The sequence below is a fragment of the Allofrancisella heilbronnii genome, from assembly GCF_000710735.2.
In the GTDB taxonomy this organism is placed as follows: Bacteria; Pseudomonadota; Gammaproteobacteria; order Francisellales; family Francisellaceae; genus Francisella; species Francisella frigidaquae.
This window is the reverse complement of sequence record NZ_CP144673.1, coordinates 916994-932170: the sequence shown is the minus strand read 5'-3', so window position 1 is coordinate 932170 and position 15177 is coordinate 916994. Positions and strand designations below refer to the sequence as shown.

The window sequence follows — 15177 nt, the reverse complement described above, 5'->3', positions numbered from 1 at the left end:
TTATTATTTTTTGTAAAAGATATACAATGTAATGCTATATATTATCAGCAAAACGTAAAAGATTAAATAAATGAATAAGGTTAATAAATTTGCTGTTGTAAATTACAGTGCTGCTCAAATGTATGATTTGGTGAATGATATCAAAAACTATCCGCAATTTTTGCCAATGTGCTATGACGTTGAAATTTTTGAACAAACTGAAACACAAGCAAAAGCTTCTTTGAAAATAAAGTCTGGATTTGCAAAATTAGATCTAGCAACTCATAACACTATGGTAAAAAACCAACATATTCATTTAAATCTAATAAGTGGTCCTTTTAAAACTTTAACAGGTGATTGGAATTTTGAACCACAAGATGAAAATTCGTGTAAAGTTTCTTTAGATATGGAATTTACATTTGAAAATAAATTTGTAGAAATAGCTCTTGGTCCAGTATTCCGTGGTTTAGCAAATAAGATGTTAGAAGCGTTTTGTAAGCGTGCAGAAGAGGTTTATAAATAAGTGAGAGTAGAAGTTATATATCCACTTCCTAATGAGCAAAAATCTTTTTTTGTGGAGTTTATAGATAGTCTTACTGTTAGGCAAGCTATAGAGAAATCTAAAATTTTACATAAGTATCCTGAATTAGAAAAAATAGCAGATTTTAAAATAGGTATATATGGGGAAATTGTTGATTTAAATGACCCTGTAAATGATAACGATAGGATAGAAATATATAGAGAATTGACTATTGACCCTAAAAAAGCTCGGATGCTAAGAGCTGAACAAAAGCGTAAAAAAGAAGGTATTAAGCTTTTCGGCGCATGATTAGGCAAAAAATAGCTATTATAGGGGCAGGGCTTGCAGGTTGTTCTTTAGCTTACGAGCTTAGTAAAATAGGTAATTTTGATGTAACGCTATTTGATAAAAATTCTCAAATAGCTAATGATGCTTCAGGTAATTTTGCTGGAATTTTAGCACCATATTTGACTTCTGATAATAATTATTCAGACCAGTTTCATACATTAGGTTATAAGTTTTTATTAGAGTTTGTAAACAGCTATAAGGAAGAGTTAGAAATTTGTAACAAAGGTGTGTTACAAATATTAAGTGATGAAAAAGAGCAAAAAAGATACGAAAAAATATTTAATAAAAGAAATATACCTTCTAATTTAGCCAAAATTTTATTAGCTCATCAACTTTCAGAGTTTATAGATATAAACACTTCAAATCAAGCTGTATATTATCCTAATGCATTGTCATTAGTGCCTAAAAGTATTTGTCAATTGTGGTTAAAGTTATCAAATGCTAAATTAATTTTAGATACTGAGCTAGTAGATATTAAAAAATTTGATTCTAATGGTTGGCTTCTTGAGTTTGACAATTTTAATGAAAAGTTTGATATTGTTATTTTTGCAGGGGGATATGAGCTTTTTAAAAAAATCTCCTATCTTCAAAAAATTCCAGTTTACCCATCTCAAGGGCAGCTAACTGTTATTAATAAAGCTTTTGATATAAAAAACACAATTAAGGATAAAGGATACATAATTCCAAACTATAAAAATAATCTACAAGTTATAGGAGCAACTTTTAGAGAAAATAATGATATAACAGCAGAGGTTAGAGATTCTGATGATGAATATAACTTATTTCAAATTAAACATATGCTGCCAGGTTTATCCAAAGCCGACATAAATATAGTAGATTCAAGAGTAGCAACAAGATGTGTCACTGCAGATCATTTACCATTAGTAGGCAGGCTTGTAGATTATGATAAATTTAAGCAAGATTTTTATAAACCTCTCTCAAAAGGTTATCCAAAATCAAAAATGCCACAAGTAGAGTATGAAAATGGCTTATATTTGTCTTCTGGATTTGGTTCAAAAGGTCTATGTTCATCTTTATTGTCTGCAAAAGTTATTACCTGCCAAATTATGAATCAACCAAACGTAGTTTCGAATAAATTATTAGAAGCCTTGTCACCGCAAAGATTTTGGGTTAGGAGTTTTAAGAAGGCTTGAAATAAAATTTTTAATAGAGAAAATGGTAGTTTGACTTTTACATTTAAGGTGTATTTTTAAATCATACCTCTAGAGGCTTTTTTGCGATCGCTTTCTGTAAGATGCTTCTTTCTTAGTCTAATTGATTGAGGTGTTATTTCTACAAGTTCATCATCTTCGATAAACTCTAAAGCATATTCTAAAGTTAGTTTTATAGGTGTAACTAAAACAACAGCATCATCTTTACCAGAAGCACGTACGTTGGTCAGCTGCTTACCTTTACATGGATTTACAGCTAAATCATTATCTCTACTATGGATGCCTATAATCATTCCTTCATAAACTTCTGTACCATGCCCTATAAACATTTTTCCACGTTCTTGAAGGTTAAATAAAGCAAAAGCCAAAGCTTTACCAGCACACATAGACACTAAAGTTCCATTTTGACGAGTTTCTAAAGCTTGTTTTTTCATTGGTCCATAATGGTCAAACACTTTATTTAATATACCTGAACCAGATGTAATAGTTAAAAACTCCGTGTAGAATCCTATCAAACCTCTAGAAGGTATTATAAACTCAAGTTTTACACGACCTTTTCCATCTGGTTCCATATTTTTAAGCTCACCCTGACGTAAGCCCATTTTTTCCATTACAGTACCTTGATGCTCTTCATCTATATTTATAATCGCATGCTCATATGGTTCATGCTTTTCACCATTAACTTCTTTAAAAATCACATGTGGACGTGATACAGCTATTTCAAAGCCTTCACGACGCATATTTTCTAGTAAAATAGATAAATGTAACTCGCCACGTCCAGAAACTTTAAATTTATCAGGGTCATCTAGCTGCTCAACACGTAAAGCAACGTTATGGATCAATTCTTTTTCAAGCCTTTCTTTGATCTGGCGAGAAGTTACAAATTTACCTTCTTTACCAGCAAAAGGGGAGTTATTAACCTGAAATGTCATACTAATTGTTGGCTCATCTACAGACAGTGGTGGTAGAGCTTCAAGGTGCTCAGGATTACATAGAGTATCAGATATTTTTAAACCATCCATACCTGTTACACATACAATATCCCCAGCACTAGCTTCAGAAACTTCATTTCTATCTAGACCTAAATATCCTAATATTTGTAAAACTCTACCGTTTCTTTTTTTTCCATCAGCGTTGATTATAGTTACAGGAGTGTTAGTTTTTACAGAACCTCTTTGAATACGACCAATACCTATAGTTCCTAAAAAGCTTGAATAATCTAAAGATGATATTTGCATCTGAAAAGGACCAGTTTCATCTACTTTTGGCGGTTCAACTTTATTGATAATAGTGTTAAAAAGATCACTCATATCAGTAGTTTGCTTTTCTAGATCATCAGTAGCAAAACCATTTATAGCAGAAGCATAAATTATAGGAAAATCTAATTGATCATCAGTAGCACCAAGTCTATCAAATAAATCAAATACTTGATCAACAACCCAGTCAGGGCGAGCACCATCTCTGTCAATCTTGTTAATAACCACGATTGGTTTTAATCCTTTCGCAAAAGCTTTCTCAGTTACAAACCGTGTTTGTGGCATAGGACCATCTACAGCATCTACTAGTAAAAGTACAGAGTCCACCATTGAAAGTACACGCTCAACCTCACCTCCAAAATCAGCATGCCCTGGAGTATCAACAATGTTAATGCGGTAATCTTTATAATTAAGAGCTGTATTCTTAGCTAGAATCGTAATACCTCTTTCTTTTTCAATATCATTTGAGTCCATAACTCTTTCAACTTCTGGACCACGATTTTTTAAAGTCCCTGACTGCTGTAGTAGCTTGTCAACAAGAGTTGTTTTTCCATGGTCTACATGGGCGATAATAGCAATGTTTCTTAAATTTTTAAGCATGTAATTTACCTATTTTTATAAAATCAAGGATAATTATAGACTAATAAGGAAAAAAAGTACCTAAAAATAGTTTATAAACTTTAGGTTTTGCATATTTTAAAAATATACGGGTATGACGAAATTTTTTATAACAAAGAAAATTGAGACTCTTCTTTAACTTCTTTTTTTTCTTGAGAAATTCTTCTTTGTTGTACAGCTTTTGATAACATTTCTAACATTTCTATTGTTTCATCAAAGCTTACACAAGCATCTGTAACACTTTTACCATATTCAAGTGGTTTTTTATTAATGTCTTGATTTCCTGCTACAAGGTTACTTTCTATCATAACACCAAACACATCATTACTTTGAGCTATTTGCTTGCAAATATCAGTAAGTACAGTTTTTTGTTTGGAGTGATCTTTTTGACTATTACCGTGGCTACAATCAATCATTACTTTAGTATCTAAGCCTGCTTTTTTGAGTTTTGCGATGCATTCATCAACATGTTCTTTGCTAAAATTAGGTCCAGATGCACCACCACGTAGAATTATATGACCGTTTTTATTACCTTTTGTTGCAAATATTGCCGTTGATCCTGATTTGGTAGTGCTTAGAAAATGGTGTGGGTAAGTAGCAGACTTAATAGCGTCTACAGCTACTTGAATATCACCATTAGTAGCGTTTTTAAAGCCTATAGGCGCAGATAAACCTGATGCAAGTTCTCTATGGATTTGGCTTTCTACAGTTCTAGCTCCAATAGCTCCCCAAGAAATTAACTCAGCAAAATATTGGGGTGTTATTACATCCAAAAATTCAGTAGCACATGGTAAACCCATATTAGTAATATCGGATAATAATTGACGTGCTATCTGTAACCCTTTATTTATACGATATGAATTATCAAGGTCAGGGTCATTTACAAGTCCTTTCCAGCCAATAGTTGTACGTGGTTTTTCAAAATACACTCTCATTACAATAATGATATTTTTTTCAAATTTTTTGACTTGTTCTTTGAGCTTAGTCGCATATTCAAGTGCAGCTTTAGGGTCGTGTATAGAGCAAGGTCCAACAACAACTATAACTCTATCATCATTACCATGAATTACATTAGCTACTTCTTTACGGGATTTTTTAACTGTTTCATATGAACCTTTTAAAAGAGGTATTTCTTGAATCAGTACTTCAGCAGGGATCAACACTTTTTCTTTTTCTATATTTATATTAGAAACTTTATCAAATCTTTTATCACCTATCATTAAATAATTTCCTATACTTATTATTTTTTACCTAGTAGATTTGCCATGCCACCCATACCTTGCATAGCAGACATACGCTTCATTATATTTGCCATACCACCTTTTTTACCAACTACACTTTTCATCATTTTTTTCATTTGAGTATGTTGTTGTAATAATTTATTAAGGTCTTGAACAGTGGTACCAGAACCTCTAATAATTCTTTGTTTTCTGCTATGTTTAATAAGTTCTGGCTTTTTACGTTCAAGTGGTGTCATTGAATCTATCATAGCCTCTATTTTTTTAAACATTTTATCACCAACGTTGCCAGGCATGTTTGGTATATTTGGTAAATTTGACATTATAGAGTCAACACCACCCATTTTTTTCATTTGTGAAATTTGGTTCTTAAAATCTTCTAGATCAAAATTTTTACCACTTTTTAGTTTTTTAGTAAGTTTTTGAGCAGCATCTTTTTCTGTTTTTTGTTCTATGCTTTCTATTAAACTAAGCATATCACCCATACCTAAGATTTTAGAAGCAACTCTATCCGGGTGGAAAGGCTCTAAAGCATCAGTTTTTTCACCAGTACCTAAGAATTTAATAGGTTTACCGGTTATCTCTCTAATTGATAGAGCTGCACCGCCTCTAGCGTCACCATCAGTTTTAGTTAGTACTATACCAGTTAGCTCTAAAGCATCGTTGAAAGCTTTGGCAGTTATAGCAGCATCTTGACCGGTCATACTATCTACTGTAAATAGCGTTTCTATAGGTTTTGCAATTTTGTGAATTTGTTTGATTTCATCCATCATGGATTCATCTATATGTAATCTACCAGCAGTATCTATTATGAGCACATCAGCTAGTTTAGTTCTTGCTGTTTTGATAGCTTGAGTAACTATAAAATCAGGCTTTTGGTTAATATCAGACTCAAAAAAATCAATATCTAAGCTATTTGCTAAAGTTCTTAGTTGATCAATAGCAGCAGGGCGGTAAACGTCAGCACTTACTACCATTACTTTTTTCTTATACTTTTCTTTAAGATATTTAGCTAGTTTTGCTGTAGATGTCGTTTTACCAGCACCTTGTAAACCAGCCATTAAGATAATAGCAGGGGGCTGAGTTTTTAAATTTATAGGTACTGCTTCTTCACCAAGAGCTTTTTCTAACTCTTTTTTTACAAAAGATACAAAAGTCTGATCTGGTGTAAGGCTTTTTTTAACTGTCTCACCAATGGCTTTTTCTTTGATATTTTCAATAAATTTCTTTACAACAGGTAAAGCTACATCGGCTTCTAATAGTGATACCCTGATATCACGTAAAGCTGATTGAATATTCTCTTCTGTAAGAGAAGTCTGTCCTTTTAATTTATTAAAAGAAGATTGTAATTTTTCCGATAAACTAGTAAACATAAGTCTATAAGTATTCCAACCCTTGGGGTGAATTAGTTATTAGTTAGGAAAATGTTAACATTTTTAGAGAAAATATACTATCTTAAGAGATTATACTTATCCCAATAACACTAAATAATAGTAAACAAATTATAATGTATGTATAGTTTTTTTCTTTTATAAAGAAACAAAATTCTAAAAATATTCGCAGAACTGGGAAAATAATTATTAAGAATAGCCCAAAATTTATAATTTTTATCGCTACAGTCTCTTGATAATTTATTATATATTGACTACTACAATTAATGACTTCATAGCTCCTATAGAAAAAACCTATAATTAGAATTACTATAGAAATGATTAAGTTAGATTTTAAAACTTTATATATAATTTGATTTTTTGTCATAAAAGTAGCCCTTTACTGATCATTTGGATAGCTGCTAATAAAATAATAATAAAAAATGTTAACCTTAAAACCTTTACCGAGACAAAAGGCATAATTTTAGAACCTACTGTAGCTCCTAGTAAAGTTCCTAATGCAACTGGTAGAGTGATTACGCTATCAATGTAACCAGCAAAGTAATAAGTAGAAGTAGCAGCAAAAGCAGTTATTCCCATGATAAAATTACTTGTAGAAGCACTTACTTTAAATGGAATTTTCATGATTTTATCCATGGCAATAACTTTAAATGCTCCGGCACCTATACCTAGTAACCCACCAATAAATCCAGCACCTAGCATACTTAAAAAACCTAAGCCAGGTTTATCAACGTTATAGTGTATTTCTTGATTATCAACCATAAATTTATCATTAAGTTGTAATTTTTCTGCTAGTTTCGAAGAAAACTGCTGCTGAGAAGTTTGTCGTTTTGAGAAACTTAAAAATGCTACCACGACAAGTACTCCTCCAAAAATTAAGAACAAAGTAGCTGGTTTTATAGATATTGCTAGTTTTGCTCCAAGTGTTCCTCCAATTCCTGCTGCTAATGCTAAGAAAACACCAAGTTTTTCTTTTGTGAACCCGTGGGATTTTAAAGATACTATAGAAGTTGCTGAAGATGTACATATTATAGCAACTAAAGATGCTCCAATAGTATAGTGTAAAGGAACTCCTAAAACTGTTGATAGTAGGGGGGTAATAACTAATGCTCCCCCTAATCCAACAACAGATCCTACGGTTCCACCTAACACTGCTACTAGAAAAATAATTAATTCAAATAAAAGGTTATTTTCCAAAATAAAAGAGTTTTAAGTAACATTTTAAGTGAGAAAAGTATATCATTCCTAAAAAAGTTTGTTTTGCAAATATTGTGTTTTTATTGAAATGCTTTAGAATATAAAGCTGTTTTATATTTAATTATATAAGTTTAAAAATAATATAGGAGAATTAGCCACTATGGCAAAAGAAGATTGTATAGAAATGGAAGGGGTGGTTTTAGAAGCTCTTCCTAACACAATGTTCAGAGTTGAGTTAGAAAATGGTCACATTGTAACAGCTCACATTTCTGGGAAAATGAGAAAAAATTATATTCGTATCTTAACGGGTGATAAGGTTGTTGTTGAAATAACTCCTTATGATTTGACAAAAGGACGTATTAAGTTCCGTAGTAAATAAACTTGTTTCCTAAGCTAGTCACTTAATCATAACATTTTCTGGTTTGAACATTTTAAATAGATTAGAAATTTACTTAAGAACTAAACCCTTTTAGTTTTTAGTCTAACATAATCACTTCTTTTGTCGATCTACAGAATGTTTCTTTGATAAAAAACACACTAACAACTATACCTAAAGCTGTAAAAACAAGTAAAATGCTTAGACTTATTTTGTAATCATATATCGACACTTTATTTCCATTAGAGAGCATACCTAATATACTACTAATAATCGGCGAACCAATTGCAACAGACATTGTTATTAGAAAATTATTTATTCCTAATCCAGTAGCTCTATATTTGGATTTACACTGTTCAGCAATAATTGCAAATCCAATACTTTGACCACTTGCGCCAAATCCTAAACAAATAAATGATATATATAATATAAGGTTATTTATAGGAAAAAATATTATCGTAACTAAAGAAATAAATGTTAAGCAAATAGCAAGAATCATGATTGGTTTTCTTCGTTTTAAGGTATCTGATATAAACCCTAAACTTGGACAACCTAATCCATAGCCAAGCCAAGCTATTGTAATTAAATAAGATCCTAACTGTGAGCTATAGCCATTTAACCCTAAGAAACTTTTTGTAGTATTTTCAGATAAATACTCTATAGCTAGATATGTTGTAGCAGAAAAAATAGCAATTAACCATATTTGTGTATTAGAAAATAAGGCTTTTATTTCACTAACAATAGATGATGGGTTACTTAATATAATAACTTTGTTTAATTCTTGATTATTATTTTTTACTGCTATTATGGTTACAGCTGCTAATATTAGCCCTATAATAGCTAGTGTTATGGATATAAAGCGCCAACCTACACCGCCAGCTTGTGATAATGAATCCAAAGGCCCAGCAGCTAACATTGGACCCATTACACCTATAAACTGAGATAATCCTATATATAAACCAGTATGCTTATGTGGTAGCCAATCATAAACAGCTATTAGTAGACATAAAAAACCAAAAGAAGCACCAAAACCTATCGTCATTCTATAAATAAGCGCTGCAGTAAAGCTATTACATAAACTAAATAACCCGACACCTAATACACAGATTAAAATAGCTAAGCTAAGAGTTTTTTTTAAACCTAATTTATCAGTAATTACACCGACTGGAATTTGCATTAATCCATATGTTATTTGGTATGCGGTTGAACTAAGGATACTAAAGGTAAACAAGTTTAGGTTCAAATCAGTAATTATTTGATGTTCAAATGTTCCTAGGATAGTTCTAAGTAAAAACTCATACATAAAAAAACTAGCACAAGTCAACCAAACTATTATTGCAATCAAAGAGACCCTGTTATTCATCACTAAAATTTTCTTTTGCTATTTCTTCCCAATTTTCTATTTTTGCTTCAGCTTTTTCATCGTTATGAAAAGATGCTACCTTAAAAACTAAATCCCCTTCTTTTATTAAAGGGTAGTTATTGATACCTAAAATTATTCCATCGATAGGTGATTTAAGTGATACGCTTTCATCATTACCAAAAGGATCTATCAGTTTACCAATTTTTTGATTTTCCTTTACTCTAGTGCCAAGCCCTATTTCTGTTCTTAGAATCCCAGGTTTATCAGATATGGTCCATTCAGTATCATTAGATACTACAGGTTTTATTTGTTGTACAAAATCTTGGTCTTTTAAAATATCCTGTTTTCTCATGACATTTTTAATGCCTGAAACACCTACATTTATAGCTTCTTCATTAAATTTATTAGCTTCACCAGCTTCATAACATATAAAAGGTATACCTAGATCCTGATGGATTTGGCGGATACTAGATTGATTCATATTTACAGCAGTTATAACAGGAGCTTGAAATGCTTTAGCCATTTTTATAGAATTTTGATCTTTAGCATTAAAATAAACTTGAGGCAATATTTCATGATCTATAGCACCAGTTTTTAGCTGTATTGAATAATCAGCTATGTTAATTATTTCTTGGGTTACTCTATAAGCATAACGTTGCATAAAAGAGCCATTTTCATCACCTGGAAAAGCTTGTTCTAATGGTAAGCTATGTCTGGTTGAATGCACTAGTCCAAAAATATTTAGCACAGGTATAGCTATTATTGTGCCATTTAACTGCTTAGGATTAATATCTTCCAAAAGAGAGTTTATTATTTCAATACAGTTAAATTCATCACCATTGATCATTCCAAATATTAAAAAACAAGGTCCTTGATATAAGCCATTTAGTATTTTTATAGGTAAATACATAGGGGCACATGAGTATTGACTTGGTAATGGCATGGCAAGTGTAGCCGTTTCTCCTGCTTGAAAAATTTTATTAAAAATTTTAAATTTCATAGATTTTTTTATAAGCTTAAAAGTGTTTAAGCTCTTTTATATAATTAATCAGAGGTTTTATTAGTATAACAAAGCTAAGTTTACAATTCAAAAAATCGGCTTTTTGATAAGGCAGTACTAGTACTAATGATTCGCTTAAATCATGTCCGTTAAAACAAATATTTCTTACTTGGTAACATACTATCTATATGTTTATCATAAGATTCATTTTCATTAGTTATTTGATATAAATCATTGTCAATTAATATATCCTCCTCTATAGCCTGTTGTGTTACAGTCATTAAGCTTTTAAAAGGACTTATTTTTGAATTATTATAAGGCAATAAAGCTTTTTCTTTTAGATTTTCTTCTATTTCTCTTTCCCAGACAGATTTAACTGGGTCAAAAGCTTCTACTGCTTTTCCACGAGTATTGTTTGAAACATATACCCGCATTGATTTACCAGTATTATTATACCATACAGATGTAGATAGTAATTTACCTTTACTTTTTACTTCAATGGGCTTATAGCCTATTATCTCAAATTCTGTTTTTTGTTTATTAAATAAATACTTAAAACACTGTCTTTGAGCTAAAGCTCCCTTATACCCAAAGATAATAAATTTAATATCAGATCGATGGTGGAGCTTTAATATTCTATTAAGTTCAAAAAATAAATTCTCAGCTATCTTGTCACTATAGCAAACCCACAGTACAATTTTATATGTAAAGGTATGATTTTTTTTGCCAAATCGTATAAACACATCCTTTAAAAGAATTGCGGTTTCGGTTATAGAAATCTTTTCATTGTCTTTAGTGTGTATATAGTTGGGCTCATTTTTGTTGCCATGCGCATGGATCACAAGTGTATCACGATTTGGATCTAAACCATTTGAATCGTTTGAAAATTTATAATCAGACACACCTAAACTACTCATTTTTTCTTTTATTCCTACCTTGGCGTAGCTACCTTTAAAGCCTGTAGAACTAACTTTAAAGTATGAGAAGTATTTCATATTTGGTTTAATTTTTAACTTATTAAGGTTTTTGTATAATGATAGTAAAAACTCATTCTGCTCACCTACAGCATTACTACCACATTTTATATGGTGAGGTCGACTATAACGTCCATGATCGTACTGTTTAGCCTTATCTTCACCTGGCTTTATTAGAAATCCATTATGCCAACTGTTGAAATTTTGCTTTACCTGTTGCTCTGAGGCTAGACTAAAACACAAATCGCCTATAAGATTTTGATCTCTAAATCCAAAAACATAATACATTTTATTTCTTATACCGGTAATTTTAAAAATATTATATTTTAAATATAAATATTAAAAACTTCAATAAAACATTAAATAATTAAAATATAAATAACTTTTATGCTGAAATGCATACCTTTATAATTTTTTTAATTTGTTTTATGTACTTACCTATGTGGTAAAAATTTTAATTGCCTATGTTTTACAAAAATATTATATTGGTAAGAGTAACTTGTAGCATGTTTGGTATTACCAACAAAATTTAACATGTAGGAATTTGCTTATGAAAAAACTTTCAACCTTAGCTATTGTTTTTATTTCAACGGGTGGAATGATAGGTAGTGGCTGGTTATTTTCTCCATATTATGGTTATCAAACTGCTGGTGTGGGGGTGATACTCTCCTGGTTTTTAACAGCTCTTTTAACTTTGCTAGTAGCTTTATGCTTTGCTGAAGTAGCTTCGATGCTTCCGATTGTTTCTGGTGCTATGCGTTTTTTAAGAATTACACATTCACGCGCTTTAGGATTTTTATTTGTAGTGTTAGGTTGGATTAGTTATATTGTATACTTACCATTAGAAGCACAATCTGTTGTTCAGTATTTGGGTTTTTGGTTTCCTAACTTAGTTGATAGTAATTCTAGTGGAATATTTTTATCGCACTATGGTGTTGCTATAGCTTTCTTTATTATGCTAGGAGTTACGTATCTTAATACTTATCAGCTTAAAAATGTTGCTAAAGTTAACTCTATAGTAAGTATGTGGAAGATATTTTTGCCAATAGCAATAGCTCTAGGCATGCTGGCTGTATATGGGTCTTTTGATAACTATCATGCTAATAGTGCTAAAATAAGTGTAAGCTTTGAGCATATACTTTTAGCAGTAACAGGATCTGGTCTTGCTTTTGCTTTTTCTGGATTCCAAAACGGTCTGATTATCGCAAATTCTGCTAGAAACCCTAAGCTAGCAATTCCATTATCTTTATTTGCTCCTATAGTTGTTGGACTGATAATGTATTTGTCTTTATCTTTATTGTTCATATTTTGCGTACCAGCGCAAGTAGATAATTTCAATGCTAGTGTTGCTCCCTTATTAGGACTTCTAAGTTTGTTTGGTTTGCATTTTGTATATACTATTTTATTTATAGATGCTATGGTAGCTCCTTTAGGAACGGCTAATGTATTTACAGCTGTAACAGGAAGAATACTTCAAGCTTTTGGTTTAGAGTTTTTCAAAGAGTCTATCTTAACTAAATTAAATAAAAGTTCAGTTCCTGTTTTTTGTATCTGGATTAATTTCTTTGTAGGGTTGATATTTTTATTCCAATTTCCAACGTGGACTCAATTAGTTACATTTTTATCATCATTAGTTTTATTTAGCTGTTTATCAGGTCCAGTGGTTTTAATTATTTTTAGGGATAATTTTCCAAGTTTAGAAAGAAAGTTTAAACTGCCATTTTACAGACTATTTGGTTATTTAGGTTTCATATCATGCTCTTATTTTATCTATTGGTCAGGTACGGCTAATCTTATGTATTTGGCAATACTTATAGTTTTAGTATGCGTATTTTACTGGTTAGTTTTTATACCAAATGACTTCTTACGGTTATTAAAACAAACTTGGTTTGTTTGCTTGTATATAGTTATATTATGGCTAATTTCATATTTTCGCGAATTAAATATTATAGATTTTCCTTACGATAATTTATTGATAGCTATAGGTGGCGTTATCTTTTTAAAAATATTTGTAATGACTCAAGCATCATCTGACTCTATTAAAAAAAACGTTAAAAGTATTATGTTTGAAATTGAAAATTTACAAAGTAATTAATCACTCATTTTTATCGGCAAAAGCTAATTACAATTTTGGTTCTTTTAAGCTAGAATATGCATTAACATTTCTTTTTCATATAATATAATGACGGATATACATAAACATAAAATCCTTATTTTAGATTTTGGTTCACAATATACACAACTTATAGCTCGTAGAGTTAGAGAAGTAGGAGTTTTTTGTGAAATTTTCCCTTATGATATAGATGCTGAGTTTATTAAATCGTATGGTGCTAAGGGTATAATTTTATCTGGAGGGCCAGAATCAGTATATAATTCTGATGCTAGAGCTTCAGATATGGTTTTTGAACTAGGAATTCCCGTACTTGGTATATGCTATGGCATGCAGACTATGGTTATGCAACATGGGGGCGAAGTTAAGGGAGCAGATCAAAGTGAGTTTGGGAAAGCCATTATAAATATTTTAAACTCCGACAATAACATTTTTTCTAACTTAAGTAATGAACAACTAGTTTGGATGAGCCATAGTGATAAAGTTACTAATACAGGTGAGTATTTTGAGATTATTGCTTCATCTAGTAATGCGCCTGTAGCAGCTGTTGCTCATAAATCAAAGCCTTTTTATGGGGTGCAATTTCATCCTGAAACTACCCACACAGAAAGTGGCAAACAAATAATAGAAAATTTTGTAGTTAATATTTGTAAATGTGACACACTTTGGAATATTGAAAACATTATTGAAAATGATATTGAACAAATCAAAGAAAAAGTAGGTTCTGATAAGGTAATATTAGGTTTATCTGGTGGAGTTGATTCATCTGTAGTTGCAGCGATATTACATAAAGCTATTGGTGATCAACTTACATGTATATTTGTAGATACAGGATTACTTCGTCTTAATGAAGGCGACCAAGTAATGAAGGTGTTTGCTGATAACATGGATATTAACGTTATCCGTGTTAATGCAAAGGATAGATTTTTAGATGAGCTTAAAGGAGTTGCTGATCCTGAGCAAAAACGTAAAATTATAGGTAAGCTTTTTATTGATATCTTTGATGAAGAAGCAGCAAAGATTGAAAACGCTAAATGGCTAGCGCAAGGCACTATTTATAGTGATGTTATCGAATCAGCTGGAAATAATAAATCTAAAGCTCATGTTATTAAATCTCATCATAATGTTGGTGGATTGCCTAAAGAAATGAAGCTAAAACTTTTAGAGCCGCTAAGGGAGCTGTTTAAAGATGAGGTTCGTAAATTGGGGTTAGGTTTAGGATTGCCTTATGATATGTTATACAGACATCCTTTTCCTGGACCTGGTCTAGGAGTGCGTATATTAGGCGAAGTTAAAAAAGAATATGTAGATATTTTACAAAAAGCAGATGCTATATTTACAGCAGAACTATACAATCATGGTTTGTATCATGATATTTCTCAAGCTTTTGGAGTATTTTTACCTGTAAAATCGGTTGGGGTGGTTGGCGACCAACGTAGATATGAGTACGTTATAGCTCTAAGGGCTGTTGTAAGTATTGATTTTATGACTGCTACATGGGCAAACTTACCATATGATTTTTTATCGTTAGTTTCTAACAGAATAGTAAATGAAGTAAAGCAAGTATCTCGCGTAGTATATGACGTTACAGGGAAACCACCAGGAACGATAGAGTGGGAATAATAACGTTAACTC

Annotated in this window: 14 protein-coding genes; 6 read left to right on the top strand and 8 right to left on the bottom strand. The window is 31.3% G+C overall.

From position 1 onward, the window contains the following. Positions 1-70 precede the first annotated feature (70 nt). Genes FRA_RS04280 through mnmC1 form a run of 3 tightly spaced genes read left to right on the top strand, consistent with a single transcriptional unit; the run spans position 71 to position 2001 of the window. On the top strand, positions 71-502 hold the full coding sequence (locus tag FRA_RS04280) for a type II toxin-antitoxin system RatA family toxin (RefSeq protein WP_035719241.1): 432 nt from the start codon (positions 71-73) through the stop codon (positions 500-502). Next, complete coding sequence (locus tag FRA_RS04275; RefSeq protein WP_035719239.1) at positions 503-808, top strand: RnfH family protein; 306 nt, start codon at positions 503-505, stop codon at positions 806-808. It begins immediately after the preceding gene. Further along, entirely contained in the window at positions 808-2001 is a 1194-nt protein-coding gene (gene mnmC1, locus FRA_RS04270) for an FAD-dependent 5-carboxymethylaminomethyl-2-thiouridine(34) oxidoreductase MnmC1 (RefSeq protein WP_459382048.1), read from the top strand. Before FRA_RS04275 ends, mnmC1 begins: the two co-directional genes overlap by 1 nt. Before the next feature lie 56 nt (positions 2002-2057). Here mnmC1 and typA read toward each other — a convergent pair whose 3' ends face one another. The 5 genes from typA to FRA_RS04245 all read right to left on the bottom strand — a co-directional run bounded on the left by typA (position 2058) and on the right by FRA_RS04245 (position 7719). Beyond that, positions 2058-3875 (bottom strand): translational GTPase TypA, encoded by a 1818-nt coding sequence (typA, locus tag FRA_RS04265; RefSeq protein WP_035719237.1) that lies wholly within the window; start codon positions 3873-3875, stop codon positions 2058-2060. 125 nt (positions 3876-4000) lie between these two features. Then, positions 4001-5113 (bottom strand): 3-deoxy-7-phosphoheptulonate synthase, encoded by a 1113-nt coding sequence (locus tag FRA_RS04260; protein ID WP_035719236.1) that lies wholly within the window; start codon positions 5111-5113, stop codon positions 4001-4003. A 20-nt stretch (positions 5114-5133) separates the two neighbouring features. Next, positions 5134-6504 (bottom strand): signal recognition particle protein, encoded by a 1371-nt coding sequence (ffh, locus tag FRA_RS04255; protein WP_035719235.1) that lies wholly within the window; start codon positions 6502-6504, stop codon positions 5134-5136. A gap of 82 nt (positions 6505-6586) precedes the next feature. Beyond that, positions 6587-6889 (bottom strand): DUF1634 domain-containing protein, encoded by a 303-nt coding sequence (locus FRA_RS04250; protein WP_081835917.1) that lies wholly within the window; start codon positions 6887-6889, stop codon positions 6587-6589. Continuing rightward, the gene (locus FRA_RS04245) at positions 6886-7719 is read right to left on the bottom strand and encodes a sulfite exporter TauE/SafE family protein (RefSeq protein WP_035719233.1); all 834 of its coding nucleotides are present in this window, start codon (positions 7717-7719) and stop codon (positions 6886-6888) included. Before FRA_RS04245 ends, FRA_RS04250 begins: the two co-directional genes overlap by 4 nt. 160 nt (positions 7720-7879) lie before the next feature. On the opposite strand from FRA_RS04245, the gene infA reads away from it, so the two are divergent. Next, positions 7880-8098: a translation initiation factor IF-1 gene (gene infA / locus FRA_RS04240; protein ID WP_003033733.1), complete on the top strand. Its 219-nt coding sequence runs from the start codon at positions 7880-7882 to the stop codon at positions 8096-8098. Positions 8099-8195: 97 nt separating this feature from the next. On the opposite strand, the gene FRA_RS04235 is transcribed toward infA, so the two are convergent. From FRA_RS04235 to FRA_RS04225, 3 genes are all read right to left on the bottom strand, one after another. Beyond that, a complete protein-coding gene (locus FRA_RS04235) occupies positions 8196-9398 on the bottom strand; it encodes an MFS transporter (RefSeq protein WP_464110818.1) in 1203 nt (400 codons plus the stop codon). 52 nt (positions 9399-9450) lie between these two features. Next, the gene (locus FRA_RS04230) at positions 9451-10458 is read right to left on the bottom strand and encodes a succinylglutamate desuccinylase/aspartoacylase family protein (protein WP_035719230.1); all 1008 of its coding nucleotides are present in this window, start codon (positions 10456-10458) and stop codon (positions 9451-9453) included. 149 nt (positions 10459-10607) lie between these two features. Next, complete coding sequence (locus FRA_RS04225) at positions 10608-11720, bottom strand: hypothetical protein (RefSeq protein WP_035719229.1); 1113 nt, start codon at positions 11718-11720, stop codon at positions 10608-10610. Positions 11721-11982: 262 nt separating this feature from the next. On the opposite strand from FRA_RS04225, the gene FRA_RS04220 reads away from it, so the two are divergent. Together FRA_RS04220 and guaA are read left to right on the top strand one after the other, a co-directional pair. Next, a complete protein-coding gene (locus FRA_RS04220) occupies positions 11983-13527 on the top strand; it encodes an APC family permease (RefSeq protein WP_035719227.1) in 1545 nt (514 codons plus the stop codon). 87 nt (positions 13528-13614) lie between these two features. Then, on the top strand, positions 13615-15165 hold the full coding sequence (guaA, locus tag FRA_RS04215) for a glutamine-hydrolyzing GMP synthase (RefSeq protein ID WP_035719226.1): 1551 nt from the start codon (positions 13615-13617) through the stop codon (positions 15163-15165). The last annotated feature ends 12 nt before the right edge of the window (positions 15166-15177 follow it).